The organism is Halopseudomonas litoralis (assembly GCF_900105005.1).
Taxonomy (GTDB): Bacteria; Pseudomonadota; Gammaproteobacteria; order Pseudomonadales; family Pseudomonadaceae; genus Halopseudomonas; species Halopseudomonas litoralis.
The window spans coordinates 510,731-536,228 of the sequence record NZ_LT629748.1 but is presented as its reverse complement, the minus strand read 5'-3'; the positions used below and the strand labels follow the sequence as shown (position 1 = coordinate 536,228).

The 25,498-nt window shown below is 60.3% G+C and carries 20 protein-coding genes; 15 read left to right on the top strand and 5 right to left on the bottom strand.

Going from position 1 to position 25,498, the window contains the following annotated elements:
• Positions 1-4: 4 nt before the first annotated feature.
• Positions 5-2,215 (top strand): TonB-dependent siderophore receptor, encoded by a 2,211-nt coding sequence (locus BLU11_RS02685; RefSeq protein WP_090271928.1) that lies wholly within the window; start codon positions 5-7, stop codon positions 2,213-2,215.
• Between the two features lie 62 nt (positions 2,216-2,277).
• Positions 2,278-3,441, top strand: a complete 1,164-nt coding sequence (locus BLU11_RS02680; RefSeq protein WP_090271927.1) for a PepSY-associated TM helix domain-containing protein — start codon at positions 2,278-2,280, stop codon at positions 3,439-3,441.
• Between the two features lie 56 nt (positions 3,442-3,497).
• Here the strand turns inward: BLU11_RS02680 and BLU11_RS02675 are convergent, their stop codons facing one another.
• The gene (locus BLU11_RS02675) at positions 3,498-4,178 is read right to left on the bottom strand and encodes a hypothetical protein (RefSeq protein WP_090271926.1); all 681 of its coding nucleotides are present in this window, start codon (positions 4,176-4,178) and stop codon (positions 3,498-3,500) included.
• A gap of 250 nt (positions 4,179-4,428) precedes the next feature.
• Between BLU11_RS02675 and BLU11_RS02670 the strand changes: the two genes are divergently transcribed.
• Positions 4,429-5,235: a methyltransferase domain-containing protein gene (locus tag BLU11_RS02670; RefSeq protein WP_090276178.1), complete on the top strand. Its 807-nt coding sequence runs from the start codon at positions 4,429-4,431 to the stop codon at positions 5,233-5,235.
• On the opposite strand, the gene BLU11_RS02665 is transcribed toward BLU11_RS02670, so the two are convergent.
• Genes BLU11_RS02665 through BLU11_RS02655 form a run of 3 tightly spaced genes read right to left on the bottom strand, consistent with a single transcriptional unit; the run spans position 5,195 to position 7,943 of the window.
• A complete protein-coding gene (locus BLU11_RS02665; protein ID WP_231702261.1) occupies positions 5,195-6,544 on the bottom strand; it encodes an MATE family efflux transporter in 1,350 nt (449 codons plus the stop codon). The two genes, BLU11_RS02670 and BLU11_RS02665, sit on opposite strands and share 41 nt — an antisense overlap.
• 24 nt (positions 6,545-6,568) lie before the next feature.
• Positions 6,569-6,940, bottom strand: a complete 372-nt coding sequence (locus BLU11_RS02660) for a translation initiation factor Sui1 (RefSeq protein WP_090271924.1) — start codon at positions 6,938-6,940, stop codon at positions 6,569-6,571.
• 13 nt (positions 6,941-6,953) lie between these two features.
• A complete protein-coding gene (locus tag BLU11_RS02655; protein ID WP_090271923.1) occupies positions 6,954-7,943 on the bottom strand; it encodes a DUF2333 family protein in 990 nt (329 codons plus the stop codon).
• A 163-nt stretch (positions 7,944-8,106) separates the two neighbouring features.
• Here BLU11_RS02655 and BLU11_RS02650 point away from each other — a divergent pair, with 163 nt between their 5' ends.
• The 12 genes from BLU11_RS02650 (at position 8,107) to BLU11_RS02595 (ending at position 23,125) form a co-directional block, all read left to right on the top strand.
• Positions 8,107-8,943, top strand: coding sequence for a CvfB family protein (locus BLU11_RS02650; protein WP_090271922.1), 837 nt, complete (start codon positions 8,107-8,109; stop codon positions 8,941-8,943).
• Between the two features lie 78 nt (positions 8,944-9,021).
• Positions 9,022-10,821: a protein-disulfide reductase DsbD gene (gene dsbD / locus BLU11_RS02645; RefSeq protein WP_090271921.1), complete on the top strand. Its 1,800-nt coding sequence runs from the start codon at positions 9,022-9,024 to the stop codon at positions 10,819-10,821.
• Between the two features lie 159 nt (positions 10,822-10,980).
• Positions 10,981-11,424: a type II 3-dehydroquinate dehydratase gene (gene aroQ, locus BLU11_RS02640; RefSeq protein ID WP_090271920.1), complete on the top strand. Its 444-nt coding sequence runs from the start codon at positions 10,981-10,983 to the stop codon at positions 11,422-11,424.
• A gap of 34 nt (positions 11,425-11,458) precedes the next feature.
• Positions 11,459-11,917 (top strand): acetyl-CoA carboxylase biotin carboxyl carrier protein, encoded by a 459-nt coding sequence (gene accB / locus BLU11_RS02635; protein WP_090271919.1) that lies wholly within the window; start codon positions 11,459-11,461, stop codon positions 11,915-11,917.
• A 19-nt stretch (positions 11,918-11,936) separates the two neighbouring features.
• Positions 11,937-13,277 carry an acetyl-CoA carboxylase biotin carboxylase subunit gene (gene accC / locus BLU11_RS02630; protein WP_090271918.1) on the top strand — a complete coding sequence of 447 codons (1,341 nt, stop codon included), beginning with the start codon at positions 11,937-11,939 and terminating at the stop codon, positions 13,275-13,277.
• A gap of 83 nt (positions 13,278-13,360) precedes the next feature.
• A complete protein-coding gene (gene prmA / locus BLU11_RS02625; RefSeq protein WP_090271917.1) occupies positions 13,361-14,251 on the top strand; it encodes a 50S ribosomal protein L11 methyltransferase in 891 nt (296 codons plus the stop codon).
• 84 nt (positions 14,252-14,335) lie between these two features.
• Positions 14,336-15,571, top strand: a complete 1,236-nt coding sequence (locus BLU11_RS02620; RefSeq protein ID WP_090271916.1) for a DUF3426 domain-containing protein — start codon at positions 14,336-14,338, stop codon at positions 15,569-15,571.
• A 187-nt stretch (positions 15,572-15,758) separates the two neighbouring features.
• Positions 15,759-16,745 (top strand): tRNA dihydrouridine synthase DusB, encoded by a 987-nt coding sequence (gene dusB, locus BLU11_RS02615; protein ID WP_269433230.1) that lies wholly within the window; start codon positions 15,759-15,761, stop codon positions 16,743-16,745.
• On the top strand, positions 16,742-17,068 hold the full coding sequence (gene fis / locus BLU11_RS02610; RefSeq protein WP_090271914.1) for a DNA-binding transcriptional regulator Fis: 327 nt from the start codon (positions 16,742-16,744) through the stop codon (positions 17,066-17,068). Before dusB ends, fis begins: the two co-directional genes overlap by 4 nt.
• Positions 17,069-17,101: 33 nt before the next feature.
• Positions 17,102-18,709 (top strand): bifunctional phosphoribosylaminoimidazolecarboxamide formyltransferase/IMP cyclohydrolase, encoded by a 1,608-nt coding sequence (gene purH, locus BLU11_RS02605; protein ID WP_090271913.1) that lies wholly within the window; start codon positions 17,102-17,104, stop codon positions 18,707-18,709.
• A gap of 180 nt (positions 18,710-18,889) precedes the next feature.
• The gene (gene purD / locus BLU11_RS02600; protein WP_090271912.1) at positions 18,890-20,170 is read left to right on the top strand and encodes a phosphoribosylamine--glycine ligase; all 1,281 of its coding nucleotides are present in this window, start codon (positions 18,890-18,892) and stop codon (positions 20,168-20,170) included.
• Positions 20,171-20,305: 135 nt separating this feature from the next.
• Entirely contained in the window at positions 20,306-23,125 is a 2,820-nt protein-coding gene (locus BLU11_RS02595; protein WP_172828660.1) for a response regulator, read from the top strand.
• 163 nt (positions 23,126-23,288) lie between these two features.
• Here BLU11_RS02595 and BLU11_RS02590 read toward each other — a convergent pair whose 3' ends face one another.
• Complete coding sequence (locus BLU11_RS02590; RefSeq protein WP_090276176.1) at positions 23,289-25,496, bottom strand: YgiQ family radical SAM protein; 2,208 nt, start codon at positions 25,494-25,496, stop codon at positions 23,289-23,291.
• Positions 25,497-25,498: the final 2 nt, after the last annotated feature.

Below are 25,498 nucleotides of genomic sequence, written 5' to 3'. Positions count from 1 at the left end.
ACCCATGTCGCGACCTGCCCTTCCCTTCGCCCTGCTGCTGTTACCCCTGTCCATTTCCCTGGCGCTGCCGACCCTGGCAGACACGGACGCCACTGCCGATCAGAACTCAAGCATCGAGTTGGAGCCGACCTATATCGAGGGTTCTCTGGGTAACGCCCTGGGCGAGACTGAAGGCTATCGCGCCAGCCATAGCAACGTCGCGACCAAGACCAGCATGCCGCTCCTGGAAACCTCCCAGAGCGTGTCGGTGGTGACCCGCAAGCAGATGGATGATCAGGGTGCACAAAGCGTTGCCCAAGCCTTGCGCTATACACCGGGCCTGATGAGCTCGCCCTATGGTGCAACTGGCCGCTACGACTACGTCGCCATGCGCGGTATTACCGATGGCTCGGTCGACAATCTGTACCTGGACGGCCAGAAGCTGCTGGGGGACAGTGCCACCTACAGCTCGCTGCAGGTTGATTCCTACTTCATCGAGCGCATCGATATTCTCAAGGGCCCCTCTTCGGTACTGTACGGCCGCAGCCTGCCGGGGGGCCTGGTAGCGATGACCAGCAAGAAGCCGGGCTATGACAGCCATCGTCAGCTGCAACTGTCCTATGGCAGTCATGATTACAAGCAGGCAGCCTTCGATATCGGCGCACCGCTGGATGAAGGTCGGCGGGTGAATTATCGGCTGGTCGGGGTAGCGCGTGATGCAGCCAATCAGGTGGACGATATCAAGAGCGAGCGCTTCGCGTTGATGCCTTCATTGAGCATCGATTTCACCCAGGATACCCGTCTGACCTTGCTGGCCATGTTGCAGCACGACCCGGAAGGCGGTTATCACGGCGGCCTGCCGGCGGATGGCACTGTCACTTCCCGTAATGGCCAACGCATCTCCCGCAGCTTCTTCGAAGGCGATAAGGATCACGAGAAATTCGAGCGTCATCAATACATGCTCGGCTATCAGTTGGAGCATCGCTTCAATGATGTGGTATCGGCCCGGCAGAACTTCCGGTACCTGGATTCGCGGGTGGAGTCGGAGCAGGTCTATCAGTACGGTTATGTAGCCAACACCGACGATCTGGATCGCTATTACACCGGCGCCGATGAAACCTTGCACGCCTGGAGCGTGGATAACCAGCTGCAGTTCGAGTTTGCCACCGGCGAACTTTCACACACGTTGGTTACCGGGCTGGATTATCAGCGGCGCAAGACCAAGGTGGCCTATTATGCGGCCTATAACCTCGCTCCCATCAATCCCTTCACTGGTGCCGAAGGCGCAGGCGCTCCGGTGTTCTACCATCAATATGACGAAGCCCGCTTTCTCGAACAGACCGGTCTGTACATGCAGGACCTGATCAGCATGGGCAACTGGCGGTTGTCCCTCGGCGCACGCCAGGACTGGGTCGATATCGATTTCGATCAAACCCTTGGGGCCGTGGGGGACCAATCCGACGATGTGCGTACCGACCAGTTTTCCGGTCGTATCGGCTTGCTCTACGCTTTCGACAACGGCCTGTCGCCGTATGCCAGTTTCTCCCAGTCCTTCAATCCCAACGCTACCGGCGCCTACAACGAAACCCCGTCCGGAACCCAAATTACCCTGCTCGACCCGACCGAAGGCGAACAAATCGAAGTCGGCCTGAAATTCCAGCGCCCGGGCACCCAGAACCTGTACACCATCGCGCTGTTCGATCTGACCCAGTCGAATCTGGCAAACAAGGATTCCGGTGAAACCTTCTATCGCTCCGTCGGTGAGGTGAGCTCCCGGGGCGTCGAGCTCGAGGCCCGCTTCAAACCTATCGAGCCGGTCAATGTGCTGGCCAGCTATACCTGGATGGACGTGGAATACTCGAAGGACTTCACCGGTGCCGCCGAGGCCAACAACCGAGGCAACACGCCCATTGCGGTAGCGAAAAACATGGCCTCGTTGTGGGCCGACTACAGCTTCACCAGTGGTCCGCTGGCGAGCCTGCAACTGGGCGCCGGGGCACGTTATTTCGGCAAGAGTTGGGCGGATGCGGAAAACACCCTGCGCCTTCCCTCCCATACCCTGTTCGATGCATCGGTTGGCTATGACCTGAGTCAGCTGGGGGCTACGGGGGTGGGTTTGCGGGTCAACCTCAACAATCTGACCGACGAAAGCTACGTGGCGGCATGCAACAGCCTGAGCCAGTGCTATTACGGCGACGAGCGCAACATCATGGCCACTCTGACCTACGACTTCTGACCACCCGACAAGGCCGCCGGCATGCATGACGCCGGCGGCCTTGTGCATTCCGGATCAAATCAATGCGTTCCATCCTGTTGTACCTGCATCGTTATATCGGCCTGGCCATGGCGCTGTTCCTGGCGCTGGCGGGCCTGACCGGGAGCATTCTCGCGTTTCACCACGAACTGGACGAGTGGCTTAATCCCGATCTTTACCATACCGGCTCCAGCGGGCCGGCTTTGCCTCCCGATCAACTGGTCGAGCGCGTGGAGAGCGCCTGGCCACACATGCAAGTCTGGTATATGGAGTTTCCCGAGGAAGCCGATCACGCGGCGATGCTGGCCATGGTGCCCCGTACCAACCCAGAGACCAGCAAGCCCTGGCCAGAGAAGCCGATTGTTCGTTATCTCGATCAGGTGACCGGCGAACAGGTCGGTGAGCGTTACTGGGGCGACTGCTGCTTCTCGAGGCGCAATTTCGTGCCTTTCATGTTGGAGTTTCACTACAATCTCACGCTCCCCGGTAACTGGGGATTGTGGCTGATGGGCCTGGTTGCCATCGCCTGGGTGCTCGACTGTTTCATCGCGCTGTTCCTGACCTTTCCGCGTGGCAAGCCGTTCTGGCAGAAGTGGCAGCGCGCGTGGAAGATCAAGCGCGGCCACGCCACGCGGGTCAATCTGGATATCCATCGTGCAAGTGGATTGTGGCTCTGGTTACTGCTGTTGCCAGTGGCCATCAGCAGTGTGGCGATGAACTTGCCCGAACAGGTCTTCAAACCGGTGGTCTCACTGGCCTCGCCGGTTAAACCCAGCGTCTATGCCGCGCGCGGCGATTTACCCGCCGAGGAACTTGGCGTGACCGGTTATGGCTATGGCGAGGCGTATCAATTGGCGATGCAGCACGCCCGAGACCTGGAACTGGAAGAGTCCATCACTGAGCTGTATTACAGCTTTGAATACAATTTCTATGGTGCAGGCTTTGGTGATCATGCCAGCAACCAGGGCAACGCCTGGATTTTCTTCCATGGTACGGACGGTCAATTACTGGGTAAGGAGATACCGGGACAGGGCACGCTGGGTGAGCGTTTCTTCCAGCTGCAGGCGCCTATTCACGGCGGACGTATCCTGGGCATGCCGGGACGTTTCCTGATTGCAGCGTTGGGCCTGGCAATCTTCGTGCTATCGGTGACGGGGGTAATTATCTGGTGGCGTAAACGCCAGGCGAGACGGCTGCGCCGCGCTTGAAAAACAATCCCGCGCCGGCGGGGGCCGGCTGCGGGATCGATGGACACAGGTACTGCTTAGAACAACACGCCCAGCTTGACGCCGAACTCGTTGCTTTCCAGCTCGGTATTGTCCGCGAGCAGGCGATCGTCATCCAGCTCGTAGTTGGTCTGGGTGTAATAGACACCCGCAGTGAATGGGAAGCCCTGACCGCGATCCCAGAGGAAGTTCAGTTCAGCATAGGGGTTGAACTTGTTTTCCAGGTCGGCTGTTTCGCTACCATAACCGGTCAGCTTCACCTTGCCCTCGCCTTCGATGCTGTAGCGGGTACCGACTTCAAGACGCGTGGTCACGGTGTCACCTTGGTGGTGCCAGCCCACCGCCGCCTTGGCGAAGGGGCTCTTGTTGCTCAGCTCGACATCAGCGTTACCACTTTCCAGCTCAAAGCGGGTCCAGTCATAGCCGACACCGACCAGCACGTCGAAATTGCTGTTATCGCTCAGCGGCATGCGCATACCCAGATCAGCCTCGGCGCGAGCATCTTTGACCTCATTGTCATTCTTCTCGCCATATCTGGCGTCAATGCCTACCTGGAAGATGGTACCTGGTCCGCCGGTCATCTTGTTGCCGTAATTATAGAAAATACCGCCTTTCCCAACGGTCTCGTCGCGGCCGTCCACATCATCATTATCCGAGTTCATCTCGTACTTGTCGGCAGCAACGATAATGCCCAGGTTGGAGACTGCATCAGCCGCCATTGCGTAAGTCGGTCCTACTACGAGCCCTAAAGCGGAAGCTCGGATCAAAGTTTTGCTTAGGCGCATATGGGTATTCCTCTTGGGTTATAGCCTGAGTAGATACCGACCGGCACTCTGGGCAGAAGTTCGCATTTTCCTACCGATTCGTTACGTAAGACCATGAAAGTGAAGGCACTCTGATATACTCGGAGCCATTGAATCCAATCAATTGCAGCCCCTCATGACTGCCCGTACGCAGGTAGAACGCTCCATGACCGATCGGTATTTTGACCAGTTGGGCACCCACTTCGCGCGCAAGATATACGCCGGCCCCAAGGGCGCGATTCGCCTTGCGGTACTCACCCGCGACCTGCAGCAATGGCTGACCGAACTGGAGCCTGAAGGCCAATCACTGCGGGTGCTGGACGTCGGTGCGGGTTTGGGGCATATCAGCGAATGGCTGGTGCAACGCGGCCACAGCGTGACGGTCAGCGATCCGGCCGAGGAAATGCTGACGGCCGCCCGGGAGCGTCTGGAAGCCCACCCGCTGCAGCCAGGTCAGTCACTGGAATTTCTGCAGTTGCCTTTGCAGCGGCTGCCAGCCCGCGGCGAGCACTATGATCTGGTGATATGCCATGCTGTGCTGGAATGGCTGGCGGACCCCGCTGCCGCCCTGCATTGTCTGCGGCAGTTGATCAATGACCACGGCGCCGTTTCCTTAGCGTTCTACAATCGTGATGCGCTGATCTACAAGAATCTGATCAAGGGCCAGTTTCGCAAACTGCAGCGCAATCAGCTGGCAGGCGAAGGCAAACGCAGTCTGACTCCGCAGCAACCGCTGGATCCGCGTGATGTGCACGCATGGCTGACCGCTGCAGCCTTTGATTGCCGCGAGCAGACCGGCGTACGGGTATTCCACGATTACATGCATGAGCCATTCAAGGCAGAGGCTGATGCGCAGCAGGTGATCGAGCAGGAGTTGCTGTACAGCCGTCATCCAGCCTATCGGCATCTGGGCCGCTACCTGCATTGCTGGCTCAGGCCGGCATCCACCGATCCCGCCGCCATAGCCAGATAAACCAGCCGCCGAGCAGCACTCCACGCGCCAGCATGAACAGATGAAAGCCCAGCCAGATACCGTGATTACCGGTATCGCGCAGCAGCCAAGCGGCGGGCAGGTAGACCAGCACCACGGCAAGCAACATGGCATTGCGCATGGCCCGAGCTCGGGTAGCACCGACGAAAAGCCCATCCAGCAGATAGCTCCAGACCGCCACCAGCGGCATCCAGGCCATCCATGGCAGATAGGCGAAGGCCACCTGGCGAATCGATTCGAGGTCGGTCAACAGGCTGACGATCTGGTTGCCAAACAGATTGAATGCCAGCACGAAGCCCACCCCGACCACCAGCGACCACAGGGTGCTGATCACCAATACCCGCTTGAGCGCCAGCCGGTTACGCTGGCCCATGGCATGCCCGCCCAATGCCTCTACTGCATGGGCCAGGCCATCCAGACCGTGGGATGTCAGCAACAGGAAATTCAGCAGTACAGCGTTGGCCGCCACCACCGAATCCCCCAGCCGTGCACCCTGCAGCACCAGCAGATAGAACACCAACTCCAGGGCCAGGGTGCGGATCAGAATATCCCGATTGACCCGGATCAGCGGCGCCGCGCCGCGCAGCCGCAGTGCATTCAGCCAGGGCATCACACCGGGGAAGCGCGCCAGCACCGGCCGTAGCAGCCACAGTCCCAGCAGCAATCCGGCGTAGTCACCGATGACCGTGGCCCAGGCGGCGCCCGCGACCCCCCATTCCAGCACCACGACGAACAATACATCGAGCACGACGTTAGTGATATTGACTACCAGCAGCAGATAGAGCGGCGCGCGGGCGCGCTGGGCACCGATGAACCAACCGACCAGAACGAAGTTGGCCAGCGCCGCCGGCAGGCTCACCAGGCGGACATTCACGTAGATGCGCGCCTGTTCCAGCAGTGCGGCGCTGCTATCGAGGTAATACAGGCCCGCCGCCAGCAACGGCTCATGCAGCAGCCAGACCAGCGATGCAAGAAGGACCGCCAGCCACAGTGGTTGCAGCAACACCAGGCGCAACTGGTTGCCATCCTCGGCGCCGCACGCCTGGGCAGCGAAGCCGGTGGTACCCATGCGCAGAAAACCTGCCGACCACAGGATAAAGGTCATCAACGTGGCGCCTACCGCGGCTCCACCGAGATAATGAGCGCCGTCGAGGTGCCCGATCACGGCGGTATCCACCAGGCCGACCAGGGGCACGCTGATGTTGGACAGTATCATCGGCGTCGCCAGCGACCAGACCCGGTTATGGGTCGGACGATGGCGCGCTGCAGAAAGTAAACCGAAAAGAGTCAAGGCAATGAGTCCAGCGTCAGAATGTCAGCCACCGGACCGCTTGGTCTTGAAACCCTCGGCAGTGAGCCACTGGCACAGCATATCGGCACGGTCACCCTGAATCTCGATAACGCCATCAACCACCGAACCACCGCAGCCGCAGCGGGCCTTGATGCGCTTGGCCAGTGTCTTGAGTTCATCAATTGACAACGCCAGGCCGCTGATGGTGGTCACCGTCTTACCGCCCCGCCCCTTGGTTTCGCGGCGCACCCGGGCGATGCCGTCGCCTGCAGCGATCTGCGGCTGGCCGCAACTGCAGACATCCACCGGGTTCCGGCACTCCGGGCACATGCGCCCGGTATCAGTGGAAAACACCAGCCCGCCAAGGGAGCCAAATCCTGTCTGTCGTTTACTCATGGTCCGATCTGTCTCAACCCTGCTCAAGCAGGCGACGCAGATCAATCAGACCGGCGTTGGCCCGGGACAGGTAGTTGGCCATGACCAGCGAGTGGTTGGCCAGCATGCCGAAACCGCCACCATTGAGAATCACCGGACTCCACATGGGCGCCTGGGTCGCCTCCAGTTCGCGGATGATCTGGCGCAGACTGACCAGCGCGTTCTTGTTATTCAGCACGTCGGCGTAATCCTTTTCCACCGCGCGCAGCAGATGCACCAGCGCCCAGGCACTACCGCGGGCCTCATAGAAGACATTGTCGATTTCCAGCCATGGCGTCTTGGCCCGCTCGCGGCCACCGTCATTCAGCGGGGTGCGCGCGACACTGGCCGACAGGCGCTGGGACAGCGAGCCCAGTCGGGTGCTGGCATCGCCAACCCAGCCAGCCAGGTTGTCAGCGCGGGCATAGAAGCTGGCATTGCCGCTTTCCAGGCGGGTGATGTAGTTGTTGAGCGCCTTGCGCCCGTCACGGTATTCGCTTTCGCTGGCCGGCATGACCCAACTGTTGTGGTCAAAATGGAAGCGCGGCTCGGCTCGGGACAGATCGGCATCCTCGGTGGACTGGGATTGCGAACGGGCCATGTCACGACGCATCGAGCGGGTCATGTCGCGTACCTGCACCAGTACGCCGAATTCCCAGCTCGGCATGTTATCCAGCCAGATACCGGGCGGAGCAATATCGTTGCTGATGAAACCGCCGGGCTTGTCCAGCAGGGTTCCCACCAGCGCCTGCAGCGTGCGAGCAGTATGCGAACCGGTTGTCAGCATCTCCGTGTTACCCACCGGCAACACTGTCAGGTCGTCAAGATCCGGTTCGCGGCTCCAGTACCAGCCAACCAGCAGGCAGATGAGCAGATAGACGATTAGCACCGCGGCAATTATCTTACCCAGCAAACGACCGTTTTCACTATCGAGCCGGTTGCCCGATGCAGTGGTCGTCCCCTGTTTACGTCTGGAAAATTTCATCTACTCTCTCCTGTGTCTGTGCAGCCGCAAGCATACCATCAGGGCACCCATGGAATAACCATCGCGAGCAGTCATTGCGTATTGAAATCCCCTGCCGGCAACCGCCCGGGCCAGCCCTGTATCAGCTAGAATAGACCTTCTCGCCCACTCAGGATGTACTTTCATGGCCGCTATCGGACACTTCAACAATCTATCGATCGTCAAGCATACCGGCTTCGGCCTTTATCTCGACGGCGGCCCCCATGGCGAGATCCTGCTGCCCAATCGGTATATTCCCAAGGATCAGCCCACCGAGATCGGTGACTGGCTGCGCGTGTTCATCTACCGCGACAGCGAAGACAAGCTGATCGCCACCACCGAACAGCCCAAAGTCAAGGTGGGCGAATTTGCCAGCCTGAAAGTGGTTGAAATCACCCGTGTCGGCCTGTTCCTCGATTGGGGCCTGCCCAAGGACCTGCTGCTACCGCATTCCGAGGAAAAGCGTCCCTTGCAGGTCGGTGATTATTGTGTGGTGTACGTCTATCTGGACAAACACAGCGAACGCATCACCGCCACCGCGCGTCTGGATCGCCACCTGGATCAGACTCCGCCCAACTACGAGGCCGGCGAAGCCGTGAGCCTGTTGGTCGTGGAACCCACGGATCTGGGTTACAAGGCGATAATCAATGACCGCCACTGGGGCCTGATCCACAAGAATGAGATCTTCAAGTTCGTGCGCGGCGGCAAGCGTGAGCGGGGTTACATTCGTGAAGTGCGTGCCGACGGCAAGGTCAGCCTGAGCCTGCAGCCGGTCGGTCGCGACGCTGGCGACAGTTTGCAGGCTTTGATCATGCAGACACTGGACGAGAGCGACGGCGTCCTGAAACTCAGCGACAAAAGCCCGGCCCCGGAAATTACCCGGCTATTCGGCGTCAGTAAAGGCAACTTCAAGAAGGCTATCGGCGGCTTGTATCGCCAGGGGCAGATCGTCATCCACCCGGACCGTATCGAGCGCGCCTGATAAACCCGGTGGCAGTTTGTCACTGGTATTCGCAGCGACAGGCATTATCATACCGGCAGACCCTCTACGGATATGTTCATGTCGCTCCTACGTCTTATATTGTTTACTCTGCTGGTCGGCAACGCTGCGCTGGCCGGCGCGTTTACCGGGCTTGGCAACCTGTTCGACAATACCGGCAGCGTTGGCAGTACCACCCAGTTCCTGCCGGTGCACCAGGCCTTCCGCGCCGGCATTGTCGAGGCTGATGCAGAGCGCATCCAATTACAGTTCGACATCACGCCGGAATACTATCTCTACCGGCATCGGCTGACGTTCGAACTGCTGGGCGGCGATGGACAGATAACCCAGGTCAACCTGCCGGACGGCGTGGACCGTACCGACGAGTTCTTCGGTGATGTCGAGGTGTACTACAACAGTCTGCAAGTGATGTTGGATGTAGCGCCGGGCGAGACACCAGCCAGCCAGTTGCGCGTCGAGTACCAGGGCTGCGCCGACGCCGGGCTATGCTATCCGCCGGAAATCCTGCTGCTGGACCTCCCCACCGCGGGCGCAACCGCACCTGGCGTGACCAGCGCTGCCGGCAACGACCCGGCGGCTGCCGATGACTCTTCGCTGTGGCTGTCACTGCTACTGTTGTTCGCCGCCGGCCTGGCGCTGACCTTCACTCCCTGCGTATTGCCCATGGTGCCGATTCTCACCGGTATGGTGCTGGGCCGCGAGAATATCGACCGCCCCCGCGCCTTTGCCCTGTCCGTCAGCTATGTACTCGGTATGGCGCTGACCTTTGCCGCGGTCGGCGCGCTGATCGGCCTGTTCGGTGCCGCGCTGAATATCCAGGCACGCCTGCAGTCGCCTTGGGTACTGGGTGTGTTCGCCGCCTTCTTCGTGCTGTTCGCTCTGGCCATGTTCGACGTGTTCAATCTGCGCCTGCCAGCGTTCATCAGCGGCCCGGCGGAAAGGCTCGGCAATCGCGCCCAAGGCGGCTCGATCCCCGGCGCCGCCGTCATGGGCGCGCTGTCGTCACTGGTGGTCTCCCCTTGCATTTCCGCGCCCCTGGCCGGCGCCCTGGTCTATATCAGTGCTACCGGGGATGCCTTGGGCGGCGCCTTGCGCCTGTTCGCCCTGGCCATCGGCATGGGCGTGCCGCTGATCCTGGTGGCCATGTTCGGTAAGACTTTGCTGCCACGCTCCGGGCAATGGCTCAATCATGTCAAACAAGCCTTCGGCTTTGGCCTGTTGGCAGTGGCCATCTGGTTGCTGGAGCGGGTCATTCCCGGTCCATTGAGTCTGGCGCTGTGGGCCGCACTGGCCGCCAGCATTGCCGTCCAACTGGGGCTGTTCGAACGTGAATACCGCGCCGGTATTGCCCGGCTGGCCCATACCGCCGCGCTGCTGTTTGCCCTCTACTCGGCTGCCGCCCTGTTTGGCGCGCTGGCCGGCAACTCGGACCCGCTGCGCCCACTCCAGGCGTTTGGCGGCGGCAGCTCCACCGTCAGCAGCGGCGAATCCAGCTACTTCACCAAGGTGACCACCGCCGACGCAGTTCGCCAGCAATTGGCCCAGGCCAAGGCCGCTGGCCAGCCGGCGATCGTCGAGCTGTCCGCTGACTGGTGCATCAGTTGCAAGGTGATCGAGCGCGAGATCATCAACCATCCCAGCGTGCGGACGGGGCTTGACGGATTCGTACGGGTGCAACTGGATGTGACCGATAACACACCTGACCAGCGCGCCTGGCTGACCGAACAACAACTTTTCGGACCGCCGGCGTTTCTGTTTCTGGATAGTCAGGGACGGGAGATTCCCGAACTGCGGATTCAGGGAGAAGTACCGCGGGAGACTTTTATCGAGTATATGGCTGCAGCGGTGGAGGCTGGTTGAGGAAAACCCCGCCCATCCAATTTCCGCAAAAAAACGCTCATCATGCCGACATCTGATGACATACCACTGCTTCTGGACAGCCCTTGCCGAATCCGGCAAACTCTTTGTCCATTGATGACCGTCGAGTCAATCGCCAACCAACGCCCCGGAATATTCTGAATGGCCAGCTTCCTGGTCCTGCATGGACCCAACCTGAATCTGTTAGGCACTCGCGAACCCGGGGTTTACGGCGCCATCACCCTGGACCAGATCAATGCCCGCCTGCTCGAACAGGCCCAGCGTGACGGTCATCAGTTGCAAGCTCTGCAGAGCAATGCAGAACACCAGTTGATCGACCGGATTCATGCTGCGCGCGACGAGGCGATCGACTTCATCATTATCAATCCCGCCGCCTTTACTCATACCAGTGTCGCAATACGTGACGCATTGCTGGCGGTGAGCATCCCATTCATCGAAGTGCATCTTTCCAACGTGTACAGACGCGAGCCCTTTCGCCATCACTCCTATTTCTCGGACATCGCCGAAGGGGTCATCTGCGGACTGGGCGCCGAGGGCTATGCAATGGCCCTGCAGGCAGCTGTACGCAAGCTAGAACAAAACTGAAACGACAAACATTTGCCCTGGAGCGCAAGAACCAATGGATATCCGCAAAGTAAAGAAACTCATCGAACTGCTTGAAGAGTCCGGCATCGACGAGCTGGAAATTCACGAAGGCGAAGAATCCGTTCGGATAAGCCGGCACAGCCAGCAGCCCGCCATGCCTCAATATTTCCAGGCGCCGGCAGCCGCTGCGCCCGCACCTGCCGCAGCTCCTGTTGCAGCTGCCGCCCCGGTTGTCGAAGCCGCACCGGCCGAACCTTCCGGTCACTTGGTCCGCTCACCGATGGTCGGTACTTTCTACCGTTCGCCGTCGCCTGAGTCCGCGTCTTTTGTTGAAGTCGGTCAGACCGTCAAAGCCGGCGATGTGCTGTGCATCGTCGAAGCGATGAAGATGATGAACCATATCGAATCGGACAAGACCGGTGTCATTCAAGCGATCCTGGTCGACGATGGTCAACCAGTGGAATTCGATCAACCCATGTTCAGCATCGCCTGAGCCCGACCCGGAGGCAGCGATGCACAAAGTACTCATAGCCAACCGTGGCGAAATTGCACTGCGCATCATCCGCGCATGCAAGGAGCTGGGGTTGAAGACTGTGGCAGTGCACTCCACTGCCGATCGCGAACTCATGCACCTGGCCATGGCTGACGAAACCGTCTGCATCGGGCCGGCGATTGCCACCGAGTCGTATCTGAATATTCCGCGCATCATCAGCGCCGCTGAAGTTACCGGTGCCGATGCCATCCACCCCGGCTACGGCTTCCTCGCGGAAAATGCCGACTTCGCCGAGCAGATCGAGCGTTCCGGCTTCACCTTTATCGGCCCCAGCGCCGAGGTGATCCGCCTGATGGGTGACAAGGTCTCGGCCATTGCCGCAATGAAAAAGACCGGCGTCCCCACGGTGCCCGGCTCCGACGGCCCGCTGCCCGACAACGAAGAAGAGTGCCTGAAGATCGGCCGTCGTGTCGGCTACCCGGTGATCATCAAGGCCTCCGGTGGTGGCGGTGGTCGCGGTATGCGCGTGGTGCACAAGGAAGAAGAGCTGATCAAGTCGATCCGCCTGACCCGCACCGAAGCCGGTGCTGCCTTCGGCAACCCGGTGGTCTACCTGGAAAAATTCCTGACCAACCCACGGCACGTGGAAGTCCAGGTCGTTTCCGATGGCCAGGGGCATGCCGTTCATCTGGGCGACCGCGACTGCTCGCTGCAGCGCCGTCACCAGAAGATCATCGAAGAAGCACCAGCCCCCGGCATCGACGAAAAGGCCCGCGCCGAGGTTCAGGCCCGCTGCGTACAGGCCTGTATCGATCTGGGCTACCGTGGCGCTGGCACCTTCGAGTTCCTCTATGAGAATGGCGAGTTCTTCTTCATCGAGATGAACACCCGGATTCAGGTCGAGCACCCTATTTCGGAGATGGTCACCGGTATCGACATCCTCAAGGAACAGATTCTGGTCTGCGCCGGCGAGCCGCTGAGCATCAAGCAGGAAGACGTGGTGATTCGCGGCCATTCCATCGAATGCCGAATCAACGCCGAAGACCCCAACAGCTTCCTGCCCAGCCCCGGCACAGTGACCTTCTTCCACGCCCCCGGCGGTAACGGTGTGCGGGTGGATTCGCATCTGTACAGCGGCTACAAGGTTCCGCCGAACTATGATTCGCTGATCGGCAAGCTGATCACCTACGGCGCCACCCGCGACGAAGCCATGATGCGCATGCGCAACGCCCTGGATGAGCTGGTGGTAGACGGCATCAAGACCAACACACCGCTGCACCGCGAACTGGTCCGCGATGTCGAGTTCTGCAAGGGTGGCGTGAACATTCACTACCTGGAACACAAGCTCGGTATAAGCTGACAAGCAGCAATCTCAAAGCTTATGATCCGTGTTTTAGGGAGCGACCTGTCGCTCCCTTTGTTTTTTCTGCTCAAGGAACCCTTATGCCCTGGTTGCAACTGCGTCTAGCCATTACTCCAGAACAAGCCGACCCAATGGAAGACCTGCTGCTGGGACTGGGCGCCGTATCAGTGACTTTCATGGACGCCGAGGATCAACCGATCTTCGAGCCCGACCTGGGTACTACCCCACTGTGGTCGCATACCCATTTGTTGGCGTTGTTTGAGGCTGACGTCGATCAGCAAAAGCTACTTGAGCAACTCCAGCTGATCTGGCCGGGCACATTTCCTGAGCATCAACTGGAAGAAATCGCCGACCAGGACTGGGAACGCAGCTGGATGGACAACTTCAAGCCGATGCGCTTCGGCCGTCGCCTGTGGATTGTACCCAGTTGGCATGAGGCGCCGGAACCCGATGCGGTGAATCTGCTGCTCGACCCCGGCCTGGCCTTCGGCACCGGCACCCACCCGACTACCGCCCTGTGCCTGGAATGGCTTGATGGCCAGGCGCTCAAGGGCCTGCAGGTAATCGATTTCGGTTGTGGTTCCGGCATTCTTGCCATTGCCGCCCTGCTGCTCGGCGCCGAGCGCGTGGTCGGTACTGATATCGACCCTCAGGCGCTGGAAGCATCGCGTGATAATGCTCAACGCAACCAACTGGCAGACGCCCGCTTTCCGTTGTACCTGCCCGAAGCCATGCCGGATGCCCCGGCGGATCTGCTGGTGGCCAACATCCTCGCAGGCCCTCTGGTCAGCTTGGCGCCCCAATTGACCAGCCTGGTAAAACCCGGCGGTCGGATTGCCTTATCGGGCATTCTTGCCGAACAGACCGAAGACATTCTCGCTGCCTACCGAGACAGTTTCGAGCTGGACCCGGTAGCGAACAAGGATGGCTGGATCCGCGTCAGCGGTGTACGTCGCGACGTGGCGCTCTGATCAGCTTGCGGGCACAATATCGCGAGTATCACACTGCCCAGTGCGTAGTCGATTCGTTACCTGCGTCAAGGATGCCCGTTGCACATGAGTGAGTTGCTGGTCACGCAATGCCCCTATTGTCAGACACGTTTCCGGCTAACCCCGGAACAATTGCGGGTGGCCGCTGGCAACGTGCGCTGCGGTGCTTGCCTGGAGGTGTTCAATGCGGGCGAGGCCGCGGTGACTGCCCCTCCGGTCTCCTCAACTGCAGAACCAGCCCCCCCAACGCCAGCCCCGGCGTCATCGCTATTGCATGATGACCTGGACGATCCGGACCTGCAGGCACTGGGGCTGGATGAATCCATCATCGATGAGGTCAATCCCTGCGGCATGACCGGTCACCGGCAAACCGGACTGGAAGAAGCAGACCTCGCCGACGAGCCGGTCACCGATGACCCGTTACTGCCCTCCTCAGAGAGCGTCGAAGCAGCTTTGCCCCCGGAGCCGACAACTAAAAGCTTCAACGACTTACATGAAGACTTTCTTGCCACACCGCCCGCCCAGGATTTCGGTCCCGATTTCGAGCACAACCGGCTGGGCATCCAGAGCCTGCGACCGGTAGATGATGACTATGCCGATCACGGCATATTCCGACGCGACCGTCCTGCCGACACGCTCGACCAAGCCGCGGCAATGACGCCCTCCGGGCCGGCCGAAACCGAACCGCAAACGCCCGCGCAAGCCATTGAGCCGACGATAGACGATGAGCATGCCGACCATGACCGGCGAGAACCGCTGATCAGCCCTTTGCTGTTGCCGGACCTGTTCGACGAGCCACTGCTGGAAGAAGCTCCCGCCCGACGCCGCCGGCATCCCTGGCTTTGGGGCAGCCTGTGCCTGCTCGCGCTGTTGGCTTTGCCGGCACAGTTTCTCTATTACAATTTCGACGCTCTGGCGCGTGACCAGCGCAGCCGAGCGCTGCTGGAAAACCTGTGTTTCATTGCGCAGTGCGAGCTGCCGGCAAGGGTGGATATCAGTCGTATCCGCAGCGCCAATCTGCTGGTACGCGAGCACCCGGAATTCCCCAACGCCCTGGCCATCGACGTGATTCTGTACAACCGCGCAGATTTCGAGCAGCCATTTCCGGTATTGCAGATGCAGTTCACCGACGCCGGTGGTCGCGACATTGCCAGTCGGCGTTTCCGCCCGGAGGAATACCTCTCCGGTGAGCTGGCCGGGGTAAGTCTGATGCCACCACAAACACCTATTCATGTGGGCCTGAGCATGCTCGACCCGGGCCCTCAGGCGAACGGCTACAGTCTCGAGTTTCTCAGCCCCTGACCTGACGCTGCATTTTCCAACATCTCGCCAGCCGACCAGCTGATCAAATATCAGCCAGAACAGTCTTTATATGGTCACAGCTAGCAGGTATGATAGCGGCCCTCTTCACTTTTCTGACCCTGCCCGAACACGTCCTGCGGTTTTGGGGCGCACACCATTGACCACAGAGTACAGGGATGGACATGCAGTGATCAGTATCGGATCTTTTCAACTAACCAGCCCTGTCATCCTGGCCCCCATGGCCGGCGTGACTGATCGCCCGTTCCGCACCATGTGCCGGGAACTGGGCGCCGGCCTGGTAGTATCGGAAATGGTCACCAGCGATACCCGCCTCTGGCATAGCCGCAAATCCCGTCAGCGTCTGGATCACAGTGGCGAACCGGACCCGCGCTCGGTGCAGATCGCCGGTGGCGACCCACAGATGATGGCCGATGCCGCCCGCATAAATCGCGACAACGGCGCGCAGATCATCGATATCAATATGGGTTGCCCGGCCAAGAAGGTCTGCAACAAGGCTGCCGGCTCCGCACTGTTGCGTGATGAGCGTCTGGTGACCGAGATCATCGAAGCCGTGGTCGGCGCGGTGGATATTCCCGTGACGCTGAAAATCCGCACAGGCTGGGACCCGGAGCACCGCAACGGCGTCACCATTGCGCGCATCGCCGAGCAGAGCGGTATTCAGGCGCTGGCCGTGCATGGGCGCACACGCAGCGAGCTCTACACCGGAGAAGCCGAGTACGACACCATCGCCGAAATCCGTCAGGCCATCTCCATTCCGCTGTTTGCCAACGGCGATATCGACTCGCCGGAGAAGGCCCGCCATGTCCTCGACCACACCGGCGCCGATGCGGTGATGATCGGCCGCGCCGCCCAGCGCCGCCCCTGGATCTTCCGCGAGATTGATCATTACCTGCGTTACGGTGAACACCTGCCTGCGCCCGGGCTGGCTTGGCAACAATCGCTGTTGCTGGCTCATCTGGACGCCCTGCAGGAATTCTATGGGCTGGAACATGGCGTGCGTATCGCGCGCAAGCATGTCGGCTGGCAATTGCAGTCGCTGCCAGGCGCCGAGGAGTTTCGTCGCCGCTTCAACCGTATGGATTGCGGAGCGCAACAACGCCAGGAAATACAATACTTCTTCAACCGCTTGATGGACGGAGGCCTCGCGGCATGAACCAACTGAACACTTCCCAGATTGACGGAAACATACCCGTGAGCGAGACCACCGAAGCTGACCTTTCCTGCCGTCCGAGCGCCCCCCTGGCCGGGTCACGAACCCTGCGTGACAGTGTCGAGCAAGCACTGCACAACTATTTCGAGCATCTGGACGGCCAGGATGTCACTGACGTCTATAACATGGTGCTGGCGGAAATCGAAGCGCCACTGCTGGAAAGCGTGATGGATTATGTCCGCGGCAATCAGACCCGAGCCTCAGAAGTGCTCGGCCTGAATCGCGGTACGCTGCGCAAGAAGCTCAAGCAATACGGACTGCTCTGACCCCCTTTTCAATCACCTGTAACTGGAAGCAAAATGACCGACCAAACCACCCGCCTGCCGTTACGTCGCGCGCTGATCAGCGTTTCAGACAAAACCGGTATTGTCGACTTCGCCCGTGAACTCAGCGCGCTGGGCGTGGAAATTCTGTCCACCGGTGGCACCTACAAGCTGCTGCGGGAAAACGCTATCAATGCAGTGGAAGTCGCGGACTATACCGGCTTCCCGGAAATGATGGATGGCCGGGTAAAAACGCTGCATCCGAAGATCCATGGCGGCATCCTCGGCCGTCGTGATCTGGACGGCGCGGTCATGGCCGAACATGGCATCCAGCCGATCGACATGGTGGTGGTCAACCTCTATCCTTTCGCTGCGACTGTGGCCAAGCCCGGTTGCACCCTGCCCGATGCCATCGAGAATATCGACATCGGCGGCCCGACCATGGTCCGCTCGGCAGCCAAGAACCACAAGGACGTCGCCATCGTGGTCAATGCCGGTGATTACGACAGCCTGCTGGACAGCCTCAAGCAGGGTGGCCTGAGTTACGCCCAGCGCTTTGATCTGGCACTCAAGGCTTTCGAACATACCGCCGCCTATGACGGCATGATTGCCAACTACCTGGGTACCATCGACCAGAGCCGCGACACGCTCGGCACCGAAAACCGCGCCGCTTTCCCGCGCACCTTCAACAGCCAATTCATCAAGACCCAGGACATGCGCTACGGGGAAAACCCGCACCAGGCCGCCGCTTTCTATCGGGAAGCCGCACCGGCCGAGGCCTGCATCGCCACCGCTACCCAGCTGCAGGGCAAGGAATTGTCCTATAACAACGTTGCCGATACCGACGCCGCACTGGAATGCGTGAAAAGCTTCAGCAAGCCCGCCTGCGTCATCGTCAAGCACGCCAACCCCTGCGGTGTGGCCGTTGTTCCGGAGAACGAGGGCGGTATTCGCAAAGCCTATGAGCTGGCCTTTGCTACCGACAGCGAGTCGGCCTTCGGCGGCATCATCGCCTTCAACCGCGAGCTGGATGCCGACACCGCCAAGGCCATCGTCGAACGTCAGTTCGTTGAAGTGATCATCGCCCCCAGCGTCAGCGCCGAGGCCCGTGAGGTGATTGCTGCCAAGGCCAATGTGCGCCTGCTCGAATGCGGCCAGTGGTCAGCCGAGCGCATCCAGGATCTGGATTACAAGCGCGTCAATGGCGGGCTCCTGGTGCAGAGCCGGGATACCGGCATGATCACCGAAGCCGACCTCAAGGTAGTGACCAGGCGCGCGCCCACCGAGAAGGAAATTCACGATCTGATCTTTGCCTGGAAAGTGGCCAAGTTCGTTAAATCCAACGCCATCGTCTATGCCAGCAACCGCCAGACCATCGGTGTCGGTGCCGGCCAGATGAGCCGCGTCAACTCCGCCCGCATCGCTGCCATCAAGGCCGAGCACGCCGGTCTGCCGGTCGAAGGCGCGGTCATGGCATCCGACGCCTTCTTCCCGTTCCGTGACGGCATCGACAATGCTGCCAAGGTCGGCATTCGCGCGGTGATTCAACCGGGTGGCTCCATGCGTGATCAGGAAGTGATTGATGCAGCCGATGAAGCGAATATCGCCATGGTGTTTACCGGCATGCGCCACTTCCGCCACTGAGTAGGGTTACGGCCGCGCTGAAGCCGGCATCTGCTGCGTTGCCCGTGACTTCGCCAATGCTCATTGCCATCAGGCAACTGCGCTTGTCGAAGCCCCGGGCGCCTTGCATCTTCCAGCTTGATCGCGACCTTGTTTCGAGTTGCTAGCGAAAACCCCAAATGCAATTTTGAGGTATACAGAATGAATGTTTTGATTATCGGCAGTGGCGGGCGTGAGCATGCGCTGGCGTGGAAAGTGGCGCAGGACGAGCGCGTCGAGAAGGTCTTCGTTGCCCCCGGCAACGCCGGTACCGCCATCGAGGCCAAGTGCGAGAATCTTGCCATCGATGTACTGGAACTGGACAAGCTGGCTGAATTCGCCGCAGCCAATGTCGCATTGACTATCGTTGGCCCGGAAGCGCCGCTGGTGGCCGGTGTGGTGGATCTGTTCCGCGAGCGTGGCCTGAAGTGCTACGGCCCCACCGCTGGCGCCGCGCAGCTGGAAGGATCCAAGGCCTTTACCAAGGATTTTCTGGCGCGCCATGCGATTCCCACGGCCGATTACGCCAACTTCACTGAAATCGAGCCCGCGCTGGCCTACCTGCGCGAAAAAGGCGCGCCTATCGTTATCAAGGCTGACGGTCTGGCCGCTGGCAAGGGCGTCATCGTTGCCATGACACTGGCCGAGGCCGAAGCGGCAGTGCATGACATGCTGGCCGGCAACGCCTTCGGCGATGCCGGCTCGCGAGTGGTCATCGAAGAATTTCTGGATGGCGAGGAAGCCAGCTTCATCGTCATGGTCGATGGCGAGAACGTGCTGCCAATGGCAACCAGCCAGGATCACAAGCGGGTGGGCGACGGTGATACCGGCCCGAACACCGGTGGCATGGGCGCCTACTCCCCCGCTCCGGTAGTGACCGACGCGGTGCATCAGCGCGTGATGGATGAGGTCATCTGGCCGACCGTACGGGGCATGGCCGACGAAGGCAATGTCTACACCGGCTTTCTGTATGCCGGGCTGATGATCGACAAGGCAGGCAAGCCCAAGGTGATCGAGTTCAACTGCCGCTTCGGCGATCCAGAGACGCAGCCGATCATGCTGCGCCTGCAGAGCAGTCTGGTGGAGCTGGTCGAGGCCGCGCTCGACGGCAAACTGGATAGTGCGGACGCCCGTTGGGATCCACGTCCCAGCCTGGGTGTGGTACTGGCGGCTGGCGGTTACCCCGGCGACTATGCCAAGGGCAGCCCGATCGAGGGCCTGGCTCAGGCCGTTGCGACCGACGGCAAGGTATTTCATGCCGGCACCGTATTGAAGGATGGCCAGGTGGTTACCCAAGGGGGTCGCGTGCTGTGCGCTACCGCACTGGGTGACAGCGTCAAGGCGGCTCAGCAAGGCGCTTATGATCTGGCCCGGAAAATCAGCTGGGACGGCTGCTTCTACCGCTCGGACATCGGCTATCGCGCCATCGAACGGGAAAGTTGAGACCTCGCCCGCCAGCCACGGAGCATGGTTGGCGGGCACCGCAGCGGTCCCCCGCCAATGTCAACGGGCCAGCCTTGCGCCAGGCGCCAGGCCTCAGCAGAATAACCGCACATGCCCAAGGACAGGACAGATAAATTGAAGCAGACTCTCAGGTTGTTATTCGGCAGTCTGGTGGGCCTCTGCCTGCTGATCGGTAATGTCTTCGCCGATGGCGCTGCGCCAACCACGGGTTATCAGAGCTTTGTCGACACCAGCGGCCAGCTGGCGTTGAATGACATCCTCTCCAATCGCTACGCTAATCTGTTCGTTCCCAGCGCCCCAGGCCCGGTGAAACTGCCGGGTGGAGCCGCCGCGCTGTGGGTACAGGTCCCCGTGGAGCATCAGGCCACCTATTTGCTTGAGCTGCATAACCCGACCATTGCCCGCATCAATGTATATCTGCTCAGAGCCGGAGTGTTGCGCTCAAGCTATTCCGGCGGCACCGCCGATCCCCGCACCATTGTACCCCTGCCCCATGAGGGTTTCGCCTTTCCGGTGAACGTCAACGCCAACCCGGATCAGACACTGCTGGTGCGCTTGCAGAATGACTATCCGATCAGCACCCACATCAGTCTGGTTTCACTGAATGAGGCCACTCGCATCCATACCCGACATCAGGCCCTGCAGGGCATGTTAGTCGGACTGCTGTTCGGACTGGCCCTCAACTGCCTGCTGCAGGGCCTGCTGCGCAAAGACCCCCTGCATCTGCTGATGGCCATCAGCGCTCTGCTGTTCGGATTCAGTAGCCTCAGCGGTATCGGCTGGGCATTGCACAACTGGGCCTTCCTGCATGGCCGTACCGGCATCCTGATGAGTCTCGCCGGCTTTGTCGTGCTTGCCGCGACCCTGCACGGCCTGTATCCGGTACCCGGCACGACAGGTGATCGCAGCGAACGTATCGCGATTCTGCTGGTTGGGGCTCTGTTGCTGCTTTTCAGCGTCGCCCAGCCCGGTTGGCTGGAAGCGATACTGTCCATGGTCCGTATCGGTCTGCCGCTCACCGTTGTGCTGTTGAGTGCGGTAATGCTGTACCGGCGCGAATTTATCGACCCTCTGTTTCTCTGCGGAACCCTGTTGCTGATCGGCAGCTGGCTACTGGAACAGATACTTGGCCTGCCACCACACAACCTGACCAGACACCTGGTCGATCTGCTGCTGTGGGCAGCCATGGTCTGCTATACGTGGAGCCTGTATCGGCGGGTACAGCGCAACGTGCTCAGACGTATAAAACAGCATCATGAGCAATCAGCCGTACTGGCCCAGCGCAGTGCCCGCGCTGAATTCCTCGCGCATATCAGTCATGAAATCCGTACTCCGATGAATGGCGTGCTGGGCATGTCTGAACTACTGCTGGATACAGCCCTGTCCGCCAAACAACGGGATTATGTCCAGACCATTCACGGTTCGGGCAATGACCTGCTGGGTCTGATCAACGATGTGCTGGATATATCACGGCTGGAATCCGGCCAATTGGCTTTGGATAGCCAGCGATTCGATCTGCATGCACTGATCAACGATTGTCTGGAGAGCCATCGCAACCGATTGGGCAGCCAGCCAATCGAACTCATCAGCTTCGTCCATCCGGATGTGCCGCGACTGATGAAAGGCGACCCTGTCAGGTTGCGGCAGGTCATCATGAGCTTGCTGAACAATGCCATGCTGAATACCGATGAAGGTGAAATTCTGCTGGCTGTAGCGTTGGAGAATCAGCAACCCGACACACCGCTGCTGCGCCTGGCGATTCAGGATACCGGGCATGGCATGGGCGCCGCCGCACGCGACAGTCTGCTCGATCGGTCTGCACCGAACGAGCGCCTTCTGGAGATGCTGGAAAGTCAGGGCCAATTGTCACTCTATATCTCCCAGCACTTGATCCACATGATGGGTGGGCAATTGGGGGTCAAGGACGGCGCGACTGGTCTTCTGGGCACCCCCGCCTCCGGCGTACCGATGCCCGGAACGTCCGGGTCGGGAACGACCGTATGGGTGACAGTGCCGGCAGAGTTCATCGAAAGCCCTGCCGATGCCGATGATCAGGCCCAGCGGGGGCGCTGTCTGATCGACCGCAGCATTCTCATCGTTGACGACAACGCCACCTGCCGCAAGGTGCTGCAGCAACAGGCAAGCGCCTGGCAAATGTCAGCCCGCACCGCATCCAGCGGCCGCGAAGCGCTGGCCATCCTGCGTGCTCAGGCCAACCTGGACAGCCCCTGCGACATTCTGCTGGTGGATCAGTCCATGCCCGGCATGACCGGCCTGGAACTGGCAAGCAAGATCAAGGATGACCCGCTGATCGGGGATGATCTGCTGATTATCATGTTGACCGGTCTGAATCAGTTGCCCAGCCGCATCGTCGCACGCAATGCAGGGATTCATCGCGTGCTCAACAAGCCGGTCTCCGGCTATATCCTGCGGGCGACCCTGATCGATGAATGGCTGCAGCGCAGCGAGCGGGTCAGCGTCGCCGTACCCCACGAAAAACCGGAAAGCGAACGGGACGACACAGGTTTTCTCGTGCTGGTCGCTGAAGACAATGAGGTGTCCACACGGGTAATTCAAGGCATGTTGTCGAAGCTGAATATCGCCTGTGATGCGGTGGAAAATGGCAAGAAGGCGGTACAGGCAGTCCGGCAGGGGCATTACGATCTGGTGTTGATGGACTGCGAAATGCACGAAATGGACGGCTTCACCGCGACCGAGCAGATTCGCCAGTGGGAACAGCAGAACGCCTTCGCCCCGCTACCCATCATTGCCCTGACCGCACACATCCTCCCGGAACATCGCGAGCGGGCGCGTCGCGCCGGCATGAACGGGCACATGGCCAAGCCGATTGAACTGGCGCAACTGAAAGCGGTATTGGATTACTGGATGGCGCATCGAGCGCCGGGTCCTCACGCCAACTCAAGCCCTGAATGATTCTGGGTATGTAGCGCTGCCCCGGTGGTAGCCGCAGCATAGTTGGCCAACAGGGTTGGCTAGGGTTGTGATCGACATGGCAGCTCTCCTGATGAACTGCCGGTATTGTGCGCCGGTGAAGCCGGCGCCCATTGAGATTCTCCAATGGGCGCCATAGTCGCAATCAACTCGGCGCACGATTTCCCGGGCCACGTCGCTTGCTTTTGCCCGCGCCAGTTTCGCGCGGCGGCAACCCGGTATGCTGAGTCAGTATGCGCCCGCCCTTCTTGCTGCCAGCCTGCGTGGACTGCTTGTTGCGTGCGGTCTGGTAACCATCGATCGCTGGCTGGAAGGTCGGTATCAGATGTTGCTTGCTGTTCCCGATCAGATCGCTACGACCCATGTCCTTGAGCGCCTCGCGCAGCATCGGCCAGTTGTTCGCATCGTGGTAACGCAGGAAGGCCTTGTGCAGCCGGCGTTGCTTCTCACCCTTGACGATGCCCACGTCCTCGGTCTTGTAACCCACCTTACGCAGCGGGTTCTTACCCGAGTGATACATGGCCGTGGCGGTGGCCATGGGCGATGGGTAGAACGCCTGTACCTGATCCGCGCGCAAGCCACTGCGCTTGAGCCAGAGTGCCAGATTCATCATGTCTTCATCGGTGGTGCCAGGGTGGGCAGCAATGAAGTACGGGATCAGGTATTGCTCCTTGCCCGCCTCGCGGCTGAATTTCTCGAACATCTTCTTGAAGGCGTCGTAGCTGCCGATGCCCGGCTTCATCATCTTCGACAGTGGGCCGTCTTCGGTGTGCTCAGGAGCGATTTTCAGATAACCCCCGACGTGATGGGTCACCAGCTCCTTGACGTATTCCGGCGAACGCACTGCGAGGTCGTAGCGCAGTCCCGAGGCGATCAGGATACGTTTGACACCGGGCAGCTCGCGCGCCTTGCGGTAGAGCCCGACCAACGATGAATGATCGGTATTCAGGTTATCGCATACCCCCGGCCAGACGCAGGACGGCTTGCGGCAGGATGCCTCGATCTCCGGGCTCTTGCAGGCCAGCCGGTACATGTTGGCGGTCGGCCCACCGAGATCGGAAATGGTCCCGGTATAGCCCGGTACCTTGTCGCGGATCTCCTCGATCTCGTTGAGAATCGACTCGTGCGAGCGGCTCTGGATGATGCGCCCTTCGTGCTCGGTGATCGAGCAGAAGGTACAACCGCCGAAGCAGCCGCGCATGATGTTCACCGAGAAGCGGATCATGTCGTAGGCGGGAATCTTCGCATCGCCGTAGGCCGGATGCGGAATCCGTGCAAACGGCAGCCCGAATACGTAGTCCATTTCTTCGGTGCTCAGCGGAATCGGCGGCGGATTGAACCAGACATCGCGCTCGCCGTGGCGCTGCACCAGCGCGCGGGCGTTGCCGGGATTGGTCTCCAGATGCAGCACGCGGTTGGCGTGAGCGTAGAGTACCGGATCATTGCGCACCTTCTCGTAGGATGGCAGGCGGATCACCGTACGGTCGCGCTCCAGACGCGGATGATGCAGCAATTCGACCACCTGCACCTCGGAATCAGCCGCAGCCTCGGCCCCTTCGCCCTTGCCCTGCTCGACCGCACAGGCGGCCGTATCCTGGGTATTGACGTAGGGATTGATGATCTTGTCGACGCGACCGGGGCGGTCGACCCGGGAGGAGTCCAGTTCGAACCAGCTTTCCGGAGTGTCCTTGCGGATGAATGCCGTGCCACGAATGTCCGTCATGCTGGTGACGCTTTCGCCCCGGCTCAGACGGTGGGCTACTTCGACCACGGCCCGCTCGGCATTGCCGTAGATCAGGATGTCGGCCTTGGTATTGATCAGCAGTGATGGACGGACCTTGTCCTGCCAGTAGTCGTAATGGGCAATGCGTCGCAGCGATGCCTCGATGCCCCCGAGAACCACCGGCACATCCTTGTAGGCCTCGCGGCAGCGCTGGCAATAGGACAGACTGGCTCGGTCAGGACGTTTGCCGGCCTTGCCGCCCGCGGTATAGGCATCGTCGGAGCGGATCTTGCGATCAGCCGTATAACGGTTGATCATCGAATCCATGTTGCCGGCAGCGACTCCGAAGAATAGGTTCGGCTTGCCCAGCTGCATGAAGTCATCCTTGCTGCGCCAGTCCGGCTGGCTGATCATGCCGACCCGGAAACCCTGCGCCTCGAGCAGACGGCCGATGATGGCCATGCCGAAGGATGGATGATCCACATAGGAGTCGCCGGTGACGATGATGATGTCGCAGCTGTCCCAGCCAAGCTGGTCCATTTCCGCTCGGCTCATCGGCAGAAAAGGTGCCGGTCCGAAGCACTCGGCCCAATAACGGGGATGATCGAACAGCGGTCTTGCCGCCGGCATAC